Below are 15,628 nucleotides of genomic sequence, written 5' to 3' on the forward strand. Positions count from 1 at the left end.
TGAGACGGAATCAAAACAGATTTTTATTTTTTAGGAGAAAATCTATGGTCTACACAGCAGAAGTAGAACATATGTGTCCTTTGGCTAAAGGCGCATATCACGGGCCGGCTCCAATTCCAGAAGAAGGAAAATGGGTTCAGGCAAAAGAAATTAAAGACATTTCTGGTTTTACACACGGTGTCGGTTGGTGTGCACCTCAGCAGGGAGCCTGCAAGCTTTCTTTGAACATTAAAGACGGCATTATTGAAGAAGCTTTGGTTGAAACAATCGGCTGTTCCGGCATGACTCACTCGGCTGCTATGGCTTCAGAAATCCTTATCGGAAAAACTCTTCTCGAAGCATTGAACACAGACCTTGTTTGTGATGCTATCAATACTGCTATGCGCGAACTTTTTATGCAGGTTGTTTACGGACGCACTCAGTCGGCTTATTCAAAGGGCGGATTGAAAGTTGGCGCTTCTTTGGAAGACCTCGGAAAGAACCTTCGTTCTCAGGTTGGAACTATGTTTGCAACCCGCAAGACTGGTCCTCGCTACCTTGAAATGACAGAAGGCTATGTTGAGACTATGGCTGTTGACAAGGACAATCAGGTTATCGGCTACAACTGTATTAACTTTGGTAAATTGATGGATGCTCTTAAGGCTGGAAAACCTGCCAACGAGGCTATCGAAGGTGCGCGCACACACTATGGTCGTGTAACTGAAGATCAGGGTATGGTAAAACTTATCGACCCTCGCAAAAACTAATTGTAGGAACGGAGGAAATAAAATGGCATTATTTGAAGATTTTGAAGGCCGTATCCCACAGGTAAACAAGGCTCTTAAAGAATATGGTTTCGCAGAAGGCGAAGAAGGATTGAACCAGGCTCGTGAACTTTGCAAGGCACGCGGTTTTGACCCTTATGAAATCTGTCAGTCTACACAGCAGATTTGTTTTGAAGATGCAAAATGGGCTTACGTATTGGGCTCTGCGATTGCAATTAAAGAGGCTGAAAAAACTGGCGACACGACTGGTTCTACAGCTGCTGCAAATATCGGAAAAGGACTTCAGGCATTCTGTCTGCCAGGTTCTGTAGCTGATGACCGCAAGGTTGGTCTTGGACACGGAAATCTTGGTGCCCGCCTTCTTTCTGAAGAAACTCAGTGTTTTGCTTTTTTGGCAGGCCACGAATCTTTTGCTGCTGCTGAAGGTGCGATTAAAATCGCTGCAAACGCAAACAAAGTTCGCAAGAACAAGCTCCGCGTTATCTTGAACGGTCTTGGAAAAGACGCTGCCCAGATTATCAGCCGCATCAATGGTTTTACTTATGTTCAGACTAAGTTTGACTACTTTAACGGCGAAGGAACAGACAAGGCTTTGACAGTTGTTAAAGAAATTCCTTATGGAAACAATCCTGAGCGTCTTATTGTAAAGTGCTACGGTGCTGATGATGTTCGCGAAGGTGTTGCAATTATGTGGCACGAGGATGTTGATGTTTCTATCACAGGAAACTCTACAAACCCGACTCGTTTCCAGCACCCGGTTGCAGGTACTTACAAGAAGGAACGCTTGCTCGCAGGCAAAAAATACTTCTCTGTAGCTAGTGGCGGCGGTACAGGACGCACTTTGCACCCAGATAACATGGCTGCAGGTCCTGCTTCTTACGGATTTACAGATACTTTGGGCCGTATGCACTCAGACGCTCAGTTCGCAGGTTCTTCTTCAGTTCCAGCGCACGTAGAGATGATGGGCTTTATGGGCATGGGCAACAACCCAATGGTCGGCTGCACCGTTGCTTGCGCAGTTGCTGTAGCTGGTTCATTCTAAAAAAAGTTTAGAATAAAATAAAAAGAGCGTCGATTTTGACGCTCTTTTTTTATGCCCGGAAATTGTCTTTTTGAAAAAAAATGGCGCCACGGATGGCGCATAAAGACACTAACCGACAAGAGCGAAGCTGTTGTCAGCTCACGGACGTGCATTTTGCCAGATGTTTATAAAACCCGGAAATTGTCTTTTTTTGTAAAAAAATGGCGCCACGGATGGCGCATAAAGAAAACTAACGACAAGAACTTTGTTCTTGTCAGCTCACGGACGTGCACTTTTGGTTAATAGCGGGAATATCCAGCCGCCTAGTCCGTTTGCTATTGTTACTGTGGCGACTACGGCTGCGTTTTTTAGGGTAAAGGTTTCTGGTCCAAAGGCTGCTCCGTTGTAGAACGAATTTGCTACCGAGTGATCAAATCCTGCGATTATGAACACTGGCACGTAGATAAAAAGTCCGAGTTTATGGCCGCTTTTCCAGGTGTCTACCGAAAGAAACATTAAAATTCCGCAGAAAATGCCGGAAATAAACAGTTTTGCGAGCGGAGCGGCTAGTTTTGCTGAATATGCTTTTGCCGCTGCTTCCTGAATTGAAGGAAAATATTTTCCGACTGCGATTCCGATTAAAAATGTTATGAGCTGGTTAAAAAAGCAGGTTACAATTACGAGTTCCCAGGCTTTTTTGTCTTTGAAATCGTAAGCCAGATAGCCGACTTTTCCTGTGTAAAGGTTGAATCCGTAAATGCAGATTGCAAAAAGTCCGCCGCAAAAAAGAAGAGCGCCGAACCATTTTAGTCCTGCCGTCACGCTTGCCATGTAAACGCATCCGCCGATTGAAATAAGGATGCCTGAAAGAATTGCTTTTTTAATTTCGTTTATCATAATGCCTTAATTTTAGTAAAAAAAAACTTTTAGGAAAAGGGAAATCGCAAATCGAAGGGGAATGCAGCCCGGATTGTAGCAGCGCGCAGCGTTCGGCTTTTGCCGAATGGAGCGGCAGCGGAACTGCGGAAAGCTGGTTTTTGAGACAGCTGTCAATTTTTGTTGAAAAAATATTTTTTTTACAAAAAATGTGCTCCAAAATTCAAAATTTTGCATAAAAAAGGCTGGTTTTGCCAAATTATGGCTGGATTTAAGGCTGGAATTTTGCGCTTTTAATTGACTTAAACTATTTTTTTTAAGATTATGGAAGCAGTTAAAATTATGGAAACTAAAAATATTACGCTTTCGCACTTGGCTACTCTGTCAACTGCGGATTTGCTCTCGCTTGCTGATGAATTTGGTATTGATATACCGGAAAATCTGAACAGAAGTTTTGTTATCAGGGAACTTTTGGAAACTGCCGAAGAATTGCAGTCCGAGTCTGAAAACGAAGATATTTCTGAGGTTGATGGTGAAGCCGAAGTTCTTGAAAAAAAAGAAACTCTGCCTGAAACTTACAACGAAACTGAAATTTGTGCGGTTTTGCGCAATCCTGCCTGGGTTTTTGTTTACTGGGATATTTCTGCGGCGGACATTGCCCGTCTTAATTCTGATTTTTCTTTTAAATCGCTTTGTCTTCGTGTTTCTTTCTGGGAAAATGCCGATGACGAAAAGCCTGCTGAATCTTTTGACGTTCAGCTCGGAATTTCGGACAGACAGCAGTATGTGCTTTTGTCGCCGGGGAAAAATTTTGTGCGCCTTGATTTGGTTGCTCAGTACAGCGGTGGCAAGGATGACGAAAATCTTGCTGTTTCCAGAAAAATTGAGCTTCCGAAAGGTTCTCCGGTTTTGAATTCGCTTCCTGGACGGGAACTTGATGTTGGAGAATTGGTTGAGCTTTCTAATATGAAAGGTCTTTTGAATGCTCATTTTGAAAATCATCGTCAGTCATTTTTGTAATTAACGGAGCTGGAGTTAAAAATGTCAGAAAAAAATCTTTCAATCGTTGTCGTTGCGCATCAGCCTTATGTTCGTCATATCTATAAAGAAGGCGAACTTCCTGGGGCGGAAAATGATATTTTTTTTGGTGCGTTGAGCCAGACTTATGTTCCGCTTGTAAATCTTCTTAATAAACTTGAGGCCGAAAATATCGATTCAAAATTTTCAATTGTTTTGTCTCCGGTCTTGTGCTCGATGTTGGATGACGAGGTTTTGCAGAGTCAGTATGTTGAATGGCTTGACCGTTGCATTGTTCTTGGTCAAAAAGAAAAGAAAAGACTTGCCTCTTGTCCTGAACTTTTAAAAAATGCCGAAGAGCAGCTCGAAAAAATTGTTCAGACTAGAAAAGATTTTGTTGAAAAATACGAATGTAACCTTTTAAAACAGTTTGCTGGTTTTGCAAAGCGCGGAAGAATTGAAATTCTTGCTTCGTGCGGAACTTACGCTTTTTTGCCGCATTATGCCGATATGCCTGAAGTTTTGAACGCTCAGGTTGAAACTGGAATTATGTCGCACAGGCACTTTTTTGGCCGTGCTCCTGACGGTTTCTGGCTTCCATATATGGGATACGTAAAGGGAATTGAAAGAACTCTCCGTTCTTACGGAATAAATTACACGGTTTTGGATACTCACGGAATTCTTTTTAGCGAGAATGCGCCTAAGACTGGAATTTTTGTTCCTGACCGTTGCTGGAATTCGCTTGTTGTTTTTGGACGTGACGGCGAAGCTTCTCAGAAAATAAACGGTTGCGAAGGTTTTTCTTCAAATCCGGTTTATAAAAATCAGGAAAAAGACATTGGTTTTGAGCTTGAAGAGAGCGAGCTTGAAGGCTTTTTGCCGCCGGATTCGCCTCGAAGCAACACCTTGTTCCGCTACTGGTCAAAAAAAGATGATTCTGATTCGCCTTATGATTCTAAAAAGGCTTTGGAGCAGGCAAAAATTGATGCTGCCGCTTTTTTAGACGAGGAGAATCAAAAACTCGAAAAAGCTTCTAAATATCTTGAAAATCCTGTTCTTGTCTGTACGATTGAAGCTGCGGCTTTGGGACAATGCTGGGCTGAAGGAATGGACTTTTTTGAGGAGGTTTTGAGAAAAAATGCTTCTTCTAAGTTTGTCGCTACCGGCGATTTGATAAAAGATCAGTTTAAGCTCGAAAAAATAACGCCTTATCCTTCTGCTGCGAGCGGAACTGGTTATGGCGAAGACCTTTTGGACAGTTCTAACAGCTGGATGTTGCGCTATACAAGAAAAATGTGCGAACGCATGGTCGACCTTTCCGGCCGGTTTCCTGACGACACTGGCTTAAAGGTGAGGCTTTTGGTTCTTGGCGCAAAAGAGCTCATGCTTGCTCAGTCTGGAGAACTTGCAAAGATGATTCATTCGGGAGTTTTTTCTGATTTTGCAAGAGAAACTTTCACAAAGAGCGTTATTGATTTTACTAAAGTTTTTGATGCCCTGGGTTCAAATACTGTGAGCACAGAATGGCTTACAAAACTCGAAAAAGAGCACAATCTTTTTCCGTGGCTGAATTACCGCATCTTCTGCCGAAAACAGTAATTTTTTATAAAACAGTCTGCAAGTTCAAAGTTTGAGTGAATTTGCAGATTTTTTTATTTAGTTTAGTGAGCCGAAATTTTTTATCTGGTCGTGGACGTCCAGTAAATCCTGGGCGGCAGTTATCGCCTCTATTGCCGGATCAAATTTTATTCCGATTGAAGATGACATGTTTTTTGCTTCTGTCCATTTTTCAATCGCTTTTTGAATATTTTGCCTGTCGCCCTTTGAATATAGTTCGATTCCTTCCGTGTATTTTTCGTAAACCATTGCCATTGTTTTTGAGCGTCCCCTGTCTCCGAGCAAGAGCCGCGCCGCAAGGCTTATGTGGTTTACCGGATTGAACGAAGTTGTAAGGTCGAGAGTATAATTTACGTTCATTTTTATGCCTTTTATGTCGAACTGGCTTCCAATGCTAAAACGCGGATTGCCTCCGCTGAGCATAAATCCTGCTTCAAAATCAAAAAAATCCGTAACGTTGATTTCTGCGCCGCTGGCAAACGAAAATTTTTGCGAAGATGAAAAGTTCATTAGGTTTACAGGCTGGCGAAATTCTGTCGTAAAAAGAAGATTTTTGAACAGCCTGTACGAAAAACCTGCGCTTATTCTTGTCGGAAGCGAATCATCAAGTTCAAAATTTTTAGAAAAGCCTGTAAAGGCAAGGCCGAGATTGTTGAGGGCTAGTCCAAAATTAAAATTTGGTTCAAGGCTGCTGAAATTTTTGAGAAAATTGAACCTTACGAGAAGTCCAAAATCCGCCATAAAGCCGAGAGCCGACTGTTCAAGTCCTGAGCCGCTTTTTATTTTGTCTGTCTGATTGTCTGCATAATCTGGCATATTTCGCCACGAGGCGCGCACCGTGTAACCTGCGGCAATTCCCTTAAAATTGTATCCTGCCAAAAAATTATACGCCATGTTGAACGCGAGAGAAGTTTCTGAGTAATAGTTTCCTGCAAGCTTGTCGCCAAAAAGGTTGTATTCTGTGAACGGAACATAAAAACACTTTAACTGGAGTCCCATTCCGAGATTGTTGAATCTCATGCTTCCTTCTAAAGTTTCCATTGCCGAGTCTGCAATCCAAGAGTTGTGAAAAAATGCGATCTCTGAATTGCTTAAAACCGCCGAGCCTGCCGGATTGTAGTCAAAAAAAGTTATGTCGTCGCAAAGTCCTGTTATTGCCGTTCCTAAGCTTTCTGAGCGTCCTCCGGTTGGAATATTGAGCGAACGGAAAACTGTGGTTCCTTCGTTGCTGTCAGAAAAAGAGGCAAAGACATCGCTCAGTTTTGAATTGACGTCTTTAAGCTCGAGCGCAAAAACGCAAAAAGGCGTGGCTACGGCGTTAAAAACCAGAATGGCGAGAAAAATAAATGCTTGTTTTTTGGCGAAATGCTGTTTTTTTTGCATAAATTTTGTGTCAGTATGAATTGAATCTTGTTTTTGAATGTTGAATTTCTTCATCAATTTATCGCAAAATCTGTTTCAATATTCAAAAAACTGCCGTTCACTTTATTCTAATTTAAATTTCGGTTTTTTACCTTTATTGCATAAGAAATAATACCGAAAATATTAAAAATTGGTACGCTTTAAATTTTTCGCCGGCATTTTTATTTTTTCTCTTTTTGCTTTTCCGCTTTTTTCTCAGGAAAATACTTCTTTGCAGGAATCTGTTTTGGAGAAAAAAGTTCTTTCGCTTTCGGAAATTGACCTGCTCATAAAAAAAAATGAATATTCTTCCGCTCTTGAAGCGCTTTCGGTTTTTATAAAAAAAAATCCTGAACAGTTTGACCGCGCTCAAAAAAGAATTTCGCAAATTATGAAAAAAAGGCTGGATTTTAACGCGCAGGCTTTTGTTCTTGCGGAAAAAATGCGGGAATCGGCCGGTTTTAACGATTTGCAGTCCGATGCTCTCGACAGCAAAAAAATGGACATCATCGTTTCCCTCGAAAAAATGGAGCAGAATCCGCCGAAAGAAGCTGTCGATTTTACAAACGATGCCCGGCGCACAATTCGCCTTTCGTATTACATCAACCGCTCAAATTCGATTTTGGCTCAAAGCGCGGAATTTGTCGAAAATGCGGACTTTGATTCGTCAGAAAATTATTTTCTTGCAGCACAAAAATCTTTGGAAGCGCTTTCTCTAAAAACTAAAGATTCTGATGTGGTTTTTGAAGGCGAAAAAGAAATTGCGGTCGTTTATCCGGACGAACTGAACGCAAAAGTCGAAAAACAGATTAAAAAACTTTCTGAACTCAATTCAAGCTTAAAGGAACTTCTAAAAAACTGTCAGGAAGATTATAAAAAATACAAATCGGCGGTTCAAAATTTACGCACGGACGAATCAGAATCTGCGTTAAAAAAAATGAGCCGCTCCTTTGAAAAAATTATCCGCGCAAGAAACGAAATTTATTCTTCCGGAAACGAACTTTTATCTCTCGACAGGCGCGCAATCGAACTAAATCCCGGACTCGGCGACACTTCGTACATAACTTTTAGCACCCGGGCGGTTTTTGGATTTGAAAACCTTTCTTCTTCCGGAATTTTGACCGCGGTCGATGCTTTTTTGAACAGCCGCGCCGAAGATTTAAAAAATACGGTTTACGAAGCGGTTTTAACTGAATTTTCCCTCATAAACGCCCAGTTTGCCCTAAATCCGCGGATTTTTGATTCCAAGATTGAAACTTTTCCGGTTTTTGAACTTGCAGACGGTGCGGCAAAATTTGCATCGCAGGGGCAGGAAATTTATTCTTTTTATAAAAAAATTGACGGCGGCGATTTTTCTGGTTTTGAAAAATACAAGGATTCTCTTTTGTTTATTCAAAATTTTTCGGCAAAAAATTTAAAAAATGCCATTGCTCTTGCTCAAGGCGTTGCTGACAAAAATCTTGAGATTGCGCAAAAAATCAGCTTAAACAAGAATTTTTCTGTCCTTGGAAAAGAAATTTTAAATTCTGAGGCTTATTATGAAAATAAAATTGCAGAAATTGAGACAGAACAAAATTCCCAGTCCGTAAAAGCTTTTCTTGCTGAAAATAAAATTCTTGACTGGAGCGTTCCTCTGGATTTTTACGATAAAATTCTTCTGCTTGCAAAAAACGAATGTGAAAATCAGGCGGGAAATGTCTGGTCAACTCTCGCAAAAGCATATTCTGACGAAGGCGACAGTCAGCTGGCCGATTTTACGCTTAAGAGGGTTGAAGCAGATTCTCTTTTGAACGGAATTGAAGAAATTGAGTCCGAAACAAAAATCGTAAAATTTTATCCGACAAAGGCTTTTCAAAAATGTGAGGAGCTGACCGAAAAAATTAAAAAAGAAATTGCCGTTCTTGCCGGGTTTAGAAAAGAACTTGATGGCGGACAGAAATTCCGTGGAACTCAGCAAATTTATACAGACAGCGTTTTGAATCTTGAGTCGGTTATTGTGGCAATGAACGGACTTTTGCTCGACTGTCAAAAAATCATGGCAAGCGCAAAGGCAAAATCAAACGAAGCGTTAAAATCTGCAAATGAAGCAAGACGGCTTTATGAATCCGCTCTTTCTTATCTTGAAAAAAAACAGTACGATCAGGCGCGGAATTTTCTTTCCGATGCAGATTCAACTTATAAAAAATCTCTTCAGTTTGAGGAAAACGATTCGCTTAGAAGGGAATTTTCTTCAAAAATCGCGCTTACCGACGAAAAAATTACGGCTTTGCAGAATGGCTGGGTAATTTCGACCGTACGTTCTTTAATCACGGACGCTTACAATGGTTATTATGCCGGAAATTTTGAATACGCGAAGCGTTCCCTCGACAGCGCGTCAGAAATTTGGGAAAAAACTCAGGCTCAGGAAAACTCGGAAATCACGGAACTTGCAGCTCTTGTAAAGGAAGCTCTCGAATCAAGCGGAGGAAAAGAAATTTCGTACGCAGATCCTCTCTACAAAGACATGGGAACTTATCTAAATAACGCAAAACTTCATTACGATGAAGGCTCAAGACTCTATTCTTCCGGAAATACGGACGAAGGCAAAAAACTTTTGGTGCAGGCGAGAGACGAAGTTCGTAAAGTTCAGAGGGTCTTTCCGAAAAACCAGGAAGCCGGCAACTTGAATCTTTTGATAAATAAAATTCTCGATCCGTCTGTGTTTAATTCGACCGTAACTCAAAAAATAAATCAGGCAAAAGCTATGGCTTCTTCTGGCCGCGAAGTTGACTTACGGAATTCTCTCAACGAGATAAAGGCTCTTCAAAAAATAATCCCGGAAAACAAGGCTGTTGCGCTTGCCGTAAAGGATTTTGAATCTCAGTTAAGCCGTCTTGCGCAATCCGAGCAGACAAGAAAAAAACTTGCCCGTTCAAACGAACTTACTGCTCTTGCTAAAAACGAAAAAAATCTGAATAAAAAAATTGCGCTTTTAAACGAAGCTCTTTCGCTAAACAGGCGCAATACTCTTGCCCAAAAACTTAAGGATGAGGCCTACATTCTGAATTCAAAGGCGACGACTGTAAAAAATTATCTTGATGATGCTGACGAGGTTCGTTATTCAAGGGCGGAAAGACTTTACAATGACGGCTTAAAAGAGCAGGCTGAAATTTTGATAAACGATTTGTTCACAAAAAATCCTCAGGTTGCTAAAGTTATAAAACTTAAACGGCGAATTGAAAATATGTAAAAAATGCCGGAGAATTTATAAAAAAAATGATGAAAAATAAAGATTTTCAAAAAATAAAAAAAACGGTTTTCTCTTTTATCGCGCTGACCGCATTCAATCTGTTTTTGTCGGCCCAGAGTCTTTATTTTGAAGCGCCAGTTGCGGTCACCGAAAAAAATACTCAGTTTCCGGTTGTTGTCTCTGGTTCTGGAACGAATTTTGTTTTTTTTGAAGAGGCTTTAAATTCTCAAATTTTCATAAAATTCATCGAAAAAAAAGATTTTTCAGAAAAATGGTCGTCTCCAAAAAAAGTTGCCGGTCCTTTTGTTTTTTCTGGCGAGGTTCCGGACATTTATTCGGCTGCAAGCCTTTCTGACGGAACTGTCTGTGTCGCGGCAAGCGAATCTCAGTACGAAGTTGGAATCTACACTTCTAAAGACGGAGGGGAAAATTTTTCTAAGACAAAAGTTTCAATGTTTTCAAGGCATCTTGTTGCGCCAAGAATTTTCAGGACAAAAAATGACGCTTTTGTGCTTTTTGCCTCCCTTGAAGAAGAAAATAAATTTTCAATAGTTTATTCTGTTTCCAAAGACGGACTTTTTTGGTCGGATTTTTTGATTTTTGAGCCGGCAAAAACTTTGGACAATTCTTTTTCGCCGTATCTTTGTCCTGTTTCTGAAGGTGATCTGGTTGTTTTTCAGTCGCATTTTTCTGTTCCGGACAAACCAAAGACTTTTCAGCTTTATTCGACTCTTTCTGCCGACGGCTTAAAAACTTTCTCTCAGCCTCAGCTTTTGACGGACGATAATGCGACTTTTAGCCGGAGAGCAAATTCTTTTATCGGGTTTTCAAACCAAAGTCCTGTCGTTTATTCAAAAAATTCTCAGATTTGGTGCGCCTGGGAGCGAAACGAAGTTCGTTCAGAAAATACATATATTTCTCTTGCCAGAATTACTTCTGACGGAAAACTTTTTGAAAACAGACGGGTCCGTGAATATTCTGATTTAAAGAATTCTCATCGCCCGGCTTTTTTCGAATACGACGGTCAGACGAGCCTTGTCTGGTTTGACGGAAACAACGGCGCTTATTCCGCTGTCAAAAATTCGGAAAACAGTTTTGGCTCTCAAAAATTTATTAAAAACAGCGAAAATTCGAGTTTTGTCTGTCCTGTAATTTCGTCAAGTTCCTTAAAAAATGAAATTTCTTACATTTGGCAAAAAAATAATAAAAATCCTCAGATTTTTGCGGTTGAGCAGGATCATTTTGTTCTTCCTCCGGTTTTAAAAGCGGTTAATTTTAAAAAGAATGTCCGTTCTTCGCAGGAAAAAGTAAAAATCCGCATTACAATGCCTCAGGACACGAGCGGAATTTCAGGTTTTTCCTGGAGTTTTTCAAAATCGCCGGAAACCGAGCCTTCGACAGACAGTTCTGAGCTTGTCGTAGAAAAAAATATTTCTTCCGGACGCTCATACACGGTAAGTGCGACTGCGGACGAAGACGGAGAATATTTTTTTAAGGCGAAAGTTCTTGACGCGGCGGGAAACTGGTCTGAATCATCTCAAATTTCTTATTACCGCGACATTACGCCTCCTCAAAAAGTTTCGATTTTTCCTGTACAAAAGGACGTTTTTGGTTTTGTAAACGACGGTTCTTTTTCTGTTTTCTGGCAAAAAAATCAGGACGATACGGACGTTGCAGGCTACAGCTGGACTTTTTCAAAAGTCAGGGATTTGAGTCCGCAGTTTAAGAATTCCCTCATACGAAATCAAAGGCAGAACCAGCAGAAAAAAGAAGAAATTTTTGAATATTTACAGAAAATTGAAGGGCAGTCGCAAAAACTTATTCAAAAAAGCCAAAAGCCTTCAAAGACTGTCGGTTTGAGAAAAAATTCCCTCACTTTTAAAAATTGCCGCAACGGAATTTATGTTTTTTCTGTGCGCGCAATTGACGAGACCGGAAACGCCGGAGAAAGCGGGTCGGTTGTTCTTGTTGTAAACAAATATTCTCCTCATACGGTGATTTCCGGACTTCAGACAAAAAAAGATGAATTTGGAAACCTATCGGTAAATATTTTTGGCCAGGATTTTGACTACGAAGGTTTAGTTGACCAGATTATTGTCGAAAAGAGCGGAGAGCCGCAATTCAAAAAAACTTTTTATCTTTCAAAAAATGATTATAAAATCAGTTCTTCAAACCTCATTACGAACCTTCATCTTGAAGAATTGGAAGAAGGAAACTATAAAATTTTTGTGCATCATTCAAGGCGCGGAACAAGCGGCGGAGAAAATGCGGAATCGAATAAATTCAAAATAGATGAATCCGGAACTGTAAAAATTGAACGGCCGTTTGTGCCTTCCGCAGAATGGAAATCTTATTCTTCGGAAAAACAATATTCGGTCCAGGTTGTGGATCTTCTTTTTATTCTTCTTGCAATATTCTGCGTACTTTCCGTTGTTTTTGCAATTTATGGAATTGCCAGCGCTTTGCGGGAATCAGTTTTAATTCATTCAGAAGTTGCTGCGCTTCTGACAGGAGATGTTATGCCGTTGAGTAAAAAAATTAAGGTTGAAAAATTGAAAAAGCGACAGACAAGCTTAAAACTCAAACTTGTAGGTTTTACAGTTCTGCTTGTTATTTCAATCGTTATAATGGTTTCCGCTTCTCTTGGACGGAGAATGGTTCAGACTCAGAGAAAAACACTCGTAGAAAGCATGCAGGAGCAGGTTACAGTTCTTCTCGAAGGAATGTCAAATTCTGTTCAAAACGCAATGAACGACGCGGTTGAAGGCGGAAGTTCTGTCGGACTTATAGATTTGGTTCGTCAGACAAACAATTTTGGTCCGGCAATCTATTCAACTGTAATCGGCCGCGGAAAAAGCGCTGGAAGCTCAAGCCTCGACTTTTTCTGGGCTTCGACCGAAAATACCGCGGCAATAAGTCAAAAACTCGACACAGCGGAGCCTTTGATCGGAAAAAGCCGTTTTAAGAGCGAAACTGTCGAATCAAAGATTGCCCTTCAATGTGCTCCTCTTGAAGAAACTGCGCATCAAAAAGTCGATGATATTTTAAAAGATATTTCAGAAAAATATTCTCGCGAAAAAAAAGATGAATACACGGCAATTTTAAGAAGCATTTCTCGTTCAGCCACACAGTCCGTTCCTGTTTTTAACGAAAATTCGCTTGCGCAAAATAATCTAATCTACACTTTTTACTATCCAGTTTTTTATAAAAACAACAATTCTCAAAATCTTTTGCATGCGGTTTTGGTTCTGCAGGTTTCGGCGGAAGAACTTATAAGTTCTCTTTCCCATTCCAGAAACACAATCATAATTGTTGCCTGCGTTGTCGCTTTTGTGGCAATGCTTTTGGGTATAATCGGCTCCTGGTTTTTGGCGTCTCTCATTGTTGAGCCTCTAAAAAAACTCATGGCGCACGTAAAGGTAATTACAGAAACAAAAGACAAGAAAAAACTGAAAAATTTTACAATCAGCATAAAAAGCCACGACGAGATCGGAACCTTAGGCGATGCCGTAAACGAAATGACTTCCGGTCTTGTGCAGGCGGCGGAAGAAGAAGAAAAATCTCTCGAACAGAAAAAACTTTCGCTCGACGCAAAAGCTGTCCAGCAGACATTCCTTCCGCTTTCTTTGGCAGAAAAAGGCGGAAAAAAGACAACCGCAGAAGAAAAAGAAAAAACTTTCCAGCTTTTTGGTTATTACGAAGGAACAGATGACGTTTCCGGGGACTATTTTGACTACAAAAAGCTCGACGACAGATTTTACGCTGTCATAAAATGCGACGTTTCCGGCCACGGGGTTCCTGCAGCCCTTATTATGACGGTTGTGGCAACTCTTTTCCGGAAATATTTCGAACAGTGGACATTTAAAACCCACGGAACAGCGCTCGGAAAACTCGTAGTTCAAATAAACGATTTTATCGAATCTCTCGGAGTAAAAGGCAAATTTGCAACTCTTTTAATAGCCTTGTTCGATTCAAAAAACGGCGATGTGCATTTGTGCAACGCAGGAGACAATATAATCCATATTTTCAGCAGCAAGGAAAAAACAATAAAAACACTCGCCTTGCACGAGTCTCCTGCCGCAGGCCCGCTTCCGTCATTTATGGTCGAAATGAAAGGCGGTTTTGTTGTCGAAAAAATTCATCTAAATCCAGACGACGTTCTTTTTCTTTATACTGACGGCATCGAGGAATCTACACGTTTTTTCAGGACGGAAGATTTTAAGGTTACAGAATGCCGTGAACCTGACTTGAATAACGACGGAATTCACAAAAATCACAAAATCGGCCAGACTTCCGAACAGGTTGAATACGAAAGGGTAAAAGAGATTCTCGAATCAGTCCTAAACCGCAAAGTTTACCGTCTTACAAAATATCACAGCCCGACTCCGGACGAAGAGCTCATATTTGACTTTACAAAACTCGAAGGCAATATTGACGAGGCGATCATGGCGCTTGTTGCAGTCGAAAAAGTATTCAGAATGTACAAAACTCCGCAGTCAAAGGGCAGCGCAGAACAAAACGAAAAGGGCGGAATCTCGGTTCAGGGCGATGTAGTCCGCGTAGACCGAAAAATCGACGCATTCCTAAAAAAAACATTCAGCCGCTATTCATATTATTGTTCTTCAGTTGCCGATTTGCAGGAACCGAACTATATTTATTATCAGAATTTAAACGAAGATCCGCAGGCAGACGACCTTACGCTTCTTGCTCTCAAAAAATTGTAAAACAACAAAAGTTTTAAAAGGAGGACCTTATGGCATTAAAGGAAAATCTTCAGAATTATTTAAAAAAAGGCGTTCAGGCTTCAAAGGAGGCGTTTTCAAAAGCAGAAACCGCTGTCACAAAATTCGGAGACAAAAGCGTTCTCAAAATCGAAAAAAAACAGTTTGAGGCAAAACTTCGCAAAGAAATCGCATCTCTCGGACAGAGCGCATTGGACGCATTTGAAAAAAATATCCCGATTCTCCCAGACCAGGAGCCGTTCCTCAGCCACCTGAATACAATAAAAAATTTAAAAGCCGAAATCCAGCAACGCGAAGACCTTCTAAAAGAAAAACAAAACTAAAAATAATCCGGGTGGCTTTTTGTTCCGCAAGGCTGCACAAAAACCGGGCTCTCCAGGGCTACGGCATAAGCCTCCGGTATTTTTGCAGGCAAAAACACACGCTCCGCGTCCCTTCCGATCCACTGCCACAGGCAGGGACGTGCGCAAAAGCGCACAGTAAAATCTCCCGGGTTTGCGCAGCAAAGCCGCAGCGTGGCGCAGACACGCGGAATCCCCTGCCACAGGCAGGGACGTGCGCAAAAGCGCACAGTAAAATCTCCCGGGTTTGCGGAGCAAACTCGCAGCGTGGCGCAGACACGCAGGATCCCTGCCACAAGCAGGGGCGTGCGCAAAAGCGCACAGTAACGCGCTGTAAAAAAATAAAATTCAAAAAAAATCAAAAATTTTCAAAAAAAGAGAAAAGGGCGCTTGACACAAAACGTGTATGGGTGATATATTCTTTCTCACGCCGCAACGAGGCAGCGGCCTCCCGAAAGGGTGAATAAAAAAGCCTCAAAAAAAATAAAAAAATTAACAGAAGCGCTTGACAAACTTGTTAAGTCCGTGTTAATATCTTTTTCACCGTCAGTTAAGACGGTTGATGTAAGTTCTTTGAAAAGAAAATCAGTGAAGGAAAAAGGAAAGACAAGATAGCAGGC

Annotated in this window: 9 protein-coding genes; 7 read left to right on the forward strand and 2 right to left on the reverse strand. The window is 41.0% G+C overall.

Translation table 11 applies throughout. The features are described from left to right. Positions 1–44 precede the first annotated feature (44 nt). On the forward strand, positions 45–746 hold the full coding sequence (locus tag B5D47_RS07080) for an iron-sulfur cluster assembly scaffold protein (protein ID WP_078931138.1): 702 nt from the start codon (positions 45–47) through the stop codon (positions 744–746). Between the two features lie 22 nt (positions 747–768). Further along, positions 769–1,806, forward strand: coding sequence for a GGGtGRT protein (locus B5D47_RS07085; protein ID WP_078931139.1), 1,038 nt, complete (start codon positions 769–771; stop codon positions 1,804–1,806). Between the two features lie 258 nt (positions 1,807–2,064). Here B5D47_RS07085 and B5D47_RS07095 read toward each other — a convergent pair whose 3' ends face one another. Further along, the gene (locus B5D47_RS07095) at positions 2,065–2,682 is read right to left on the reverse strand and encodes a formate/nitrite transporter family protein (protein WP_078931141.1); all 618 of its coding nucleotides are present in this window, start codon (positions 2,680–2,682) and stop codon (positions 2,065–2,067) included. 303 nt (positions 2,683–2,985) lie between these two features. Between B5D47_RS07095 and B5D47_RS07105 the strand changes: the two genes are divergently transcribed. Continuing rightward, entirely contained in the window at positions 2,986–3,681 is a 696-nt protein-coding gene (locus B5D47_RS07105) for a DUF4912 domain-containing protein (protein ID WP_078931143.1), read from the forward strand. Positions 3,682–3,702: 21 nt separating this feature from the next. Further along, positions 3,703–5,277, forward strand: coding sequence for a 1,4-alpha-glucan branching protein domain-containing protein (locus tag B5D47_RS07110; RefSeq protein WP_078931144.1), 1,575 nt, complete (start codon positions 3,703–3,705; stop codon positions 5,275–5,277). Between the two features lie 57 nt (positions 5,278–5,334). On the opposite strand, the gene B5D47_RS07115 is transcribed toward B5D47_RS07110, so the two are convergent. Beyond that, a complete protein-coding gene (locus B5D47_RS07115; protein ID WP_234969959.1) occupies positions 5,335–6,732 on the reverse strand; it encodes a UPF0164 family protein in 1,398 nt (465 codons plus the stop codon). A 196-nt stretch (positions 6,733–6,928) separates the two neighbouring features. On the opposite strand from B5D47_RS07115, the gene B5D47_RS07120 reads away from it, so the two are divergent. The 3 genes from B5D47_RS07120 to B5D47_RS07130 are packed head-to-tail and all read left to right on the forward strand — an operon-like array spanning position 6,929 to position 14,990. Then, positions 6,929–9,925, forward strand: coding sequence for a hypothetical protein (locus B5D47_RS07120; RefSeq protein ID WP_143592626.1), 2,997 nt, complete (start codon positions 6,929–6,931; stop codon positions 9,923–9,925). 26 nt (positions 9,926–9,951) lie between these two features. Further along, complete coding sequence (locus tag B5D47_RS07125; RefSeq protein WP_078931146.1) at positions 9,952–14,649, forward strand: SpoIIE family protein phosphatase; 4,698 nt, start codon at positions 9,952–9,954, stop codon at positions 14,647–14,649. Between the two features lie 29 nt (positions 14,650–14,678). Beyond that, positions 14,679–14,990 carry a hypothetical protein gene (locus tag B5D47_RS07130; protein WP_078931147.1) on the forward strand — a complete coding sequence of 104 codons (312 nt, stop codon included), beginning with the start codon at positions 14,679–14,681 and terminating at the stop codon, positions 14,988–14,990. Positions 14,991–15,628: the final 638 nt, after the last annotated feature.

Source organism: Treponema berlinense (assembly GCF_900167025.1).
GTDB classification, from domain to species: domain Bacteria; phylum Spirochaetota; class Spirochaetia; order Treponematales; family Treponemataceae; genus Treponema_D; species Treponema_D berlinense.

What these genes read in the sequence shown, in the direction of transcription:
- B5D47_RS07080 (WP_078931138.1), top strand. Translation starts at nt 45, where the DNA reads ATGGTCTACACAGCAGAAGTAGAACATATGTGTCCTTTGGCTAAAGGC.
- B5D47_RS07085 (WP_078931139.1), top strand. Translation starts at nt 769, where the DNA reads ATGGCATTATTTGAAGATTTTGAAGGCCGTATCCCACAGGTAAACAAG.
- B5D47_RS07095 (WP_078931141.1), bottom strand. Translation starts at nt 2,682, where the DNA reads ATGATAAACGAAATTAAAAAAGCAATTCTTTCAGGCATCCTTATTTCA.
- B5D47_RS07105 (WP_078931143.1), top strand. Translation starts at nt 2,986, where the DNA reads ATGGAAGCAGTTAAAATTATGGAAACTAAAAATATTACGCTTTCGCAC.
- B5D47_RS07110 (WP_078931144.1), top strand. Translation starts at nt 3,703, where the DNA reads ATGTCAGAAAAAAATCTTTCAATCGTTGTCGTTGCGCATCAGCCTTAT.
- B5D47_RS07115 (WP_234969959.1), bottom strand. Translation starts at nt 6,732, where the DNA reads ATGAAGAAATTCAACATTCAAAAACAAGATTCAATTCATACTGACACA.
- B5D47_RS07125 (WP_078931146.1), top strand. Translation starts at nt 9,952, where the DNA reads ATGATGAAAAATAAAGATTTTCAAAAAATAAAAAAAACGGTTTTCTCT.
- B5D47_RS07130 (WP_078931147.1), top strand. Translation starts at nt 14,679, where the DNA reads ATGGCATTAAAGGAAAATCTTCAGAATTATTTAAAAAAAGGCGTTCAG.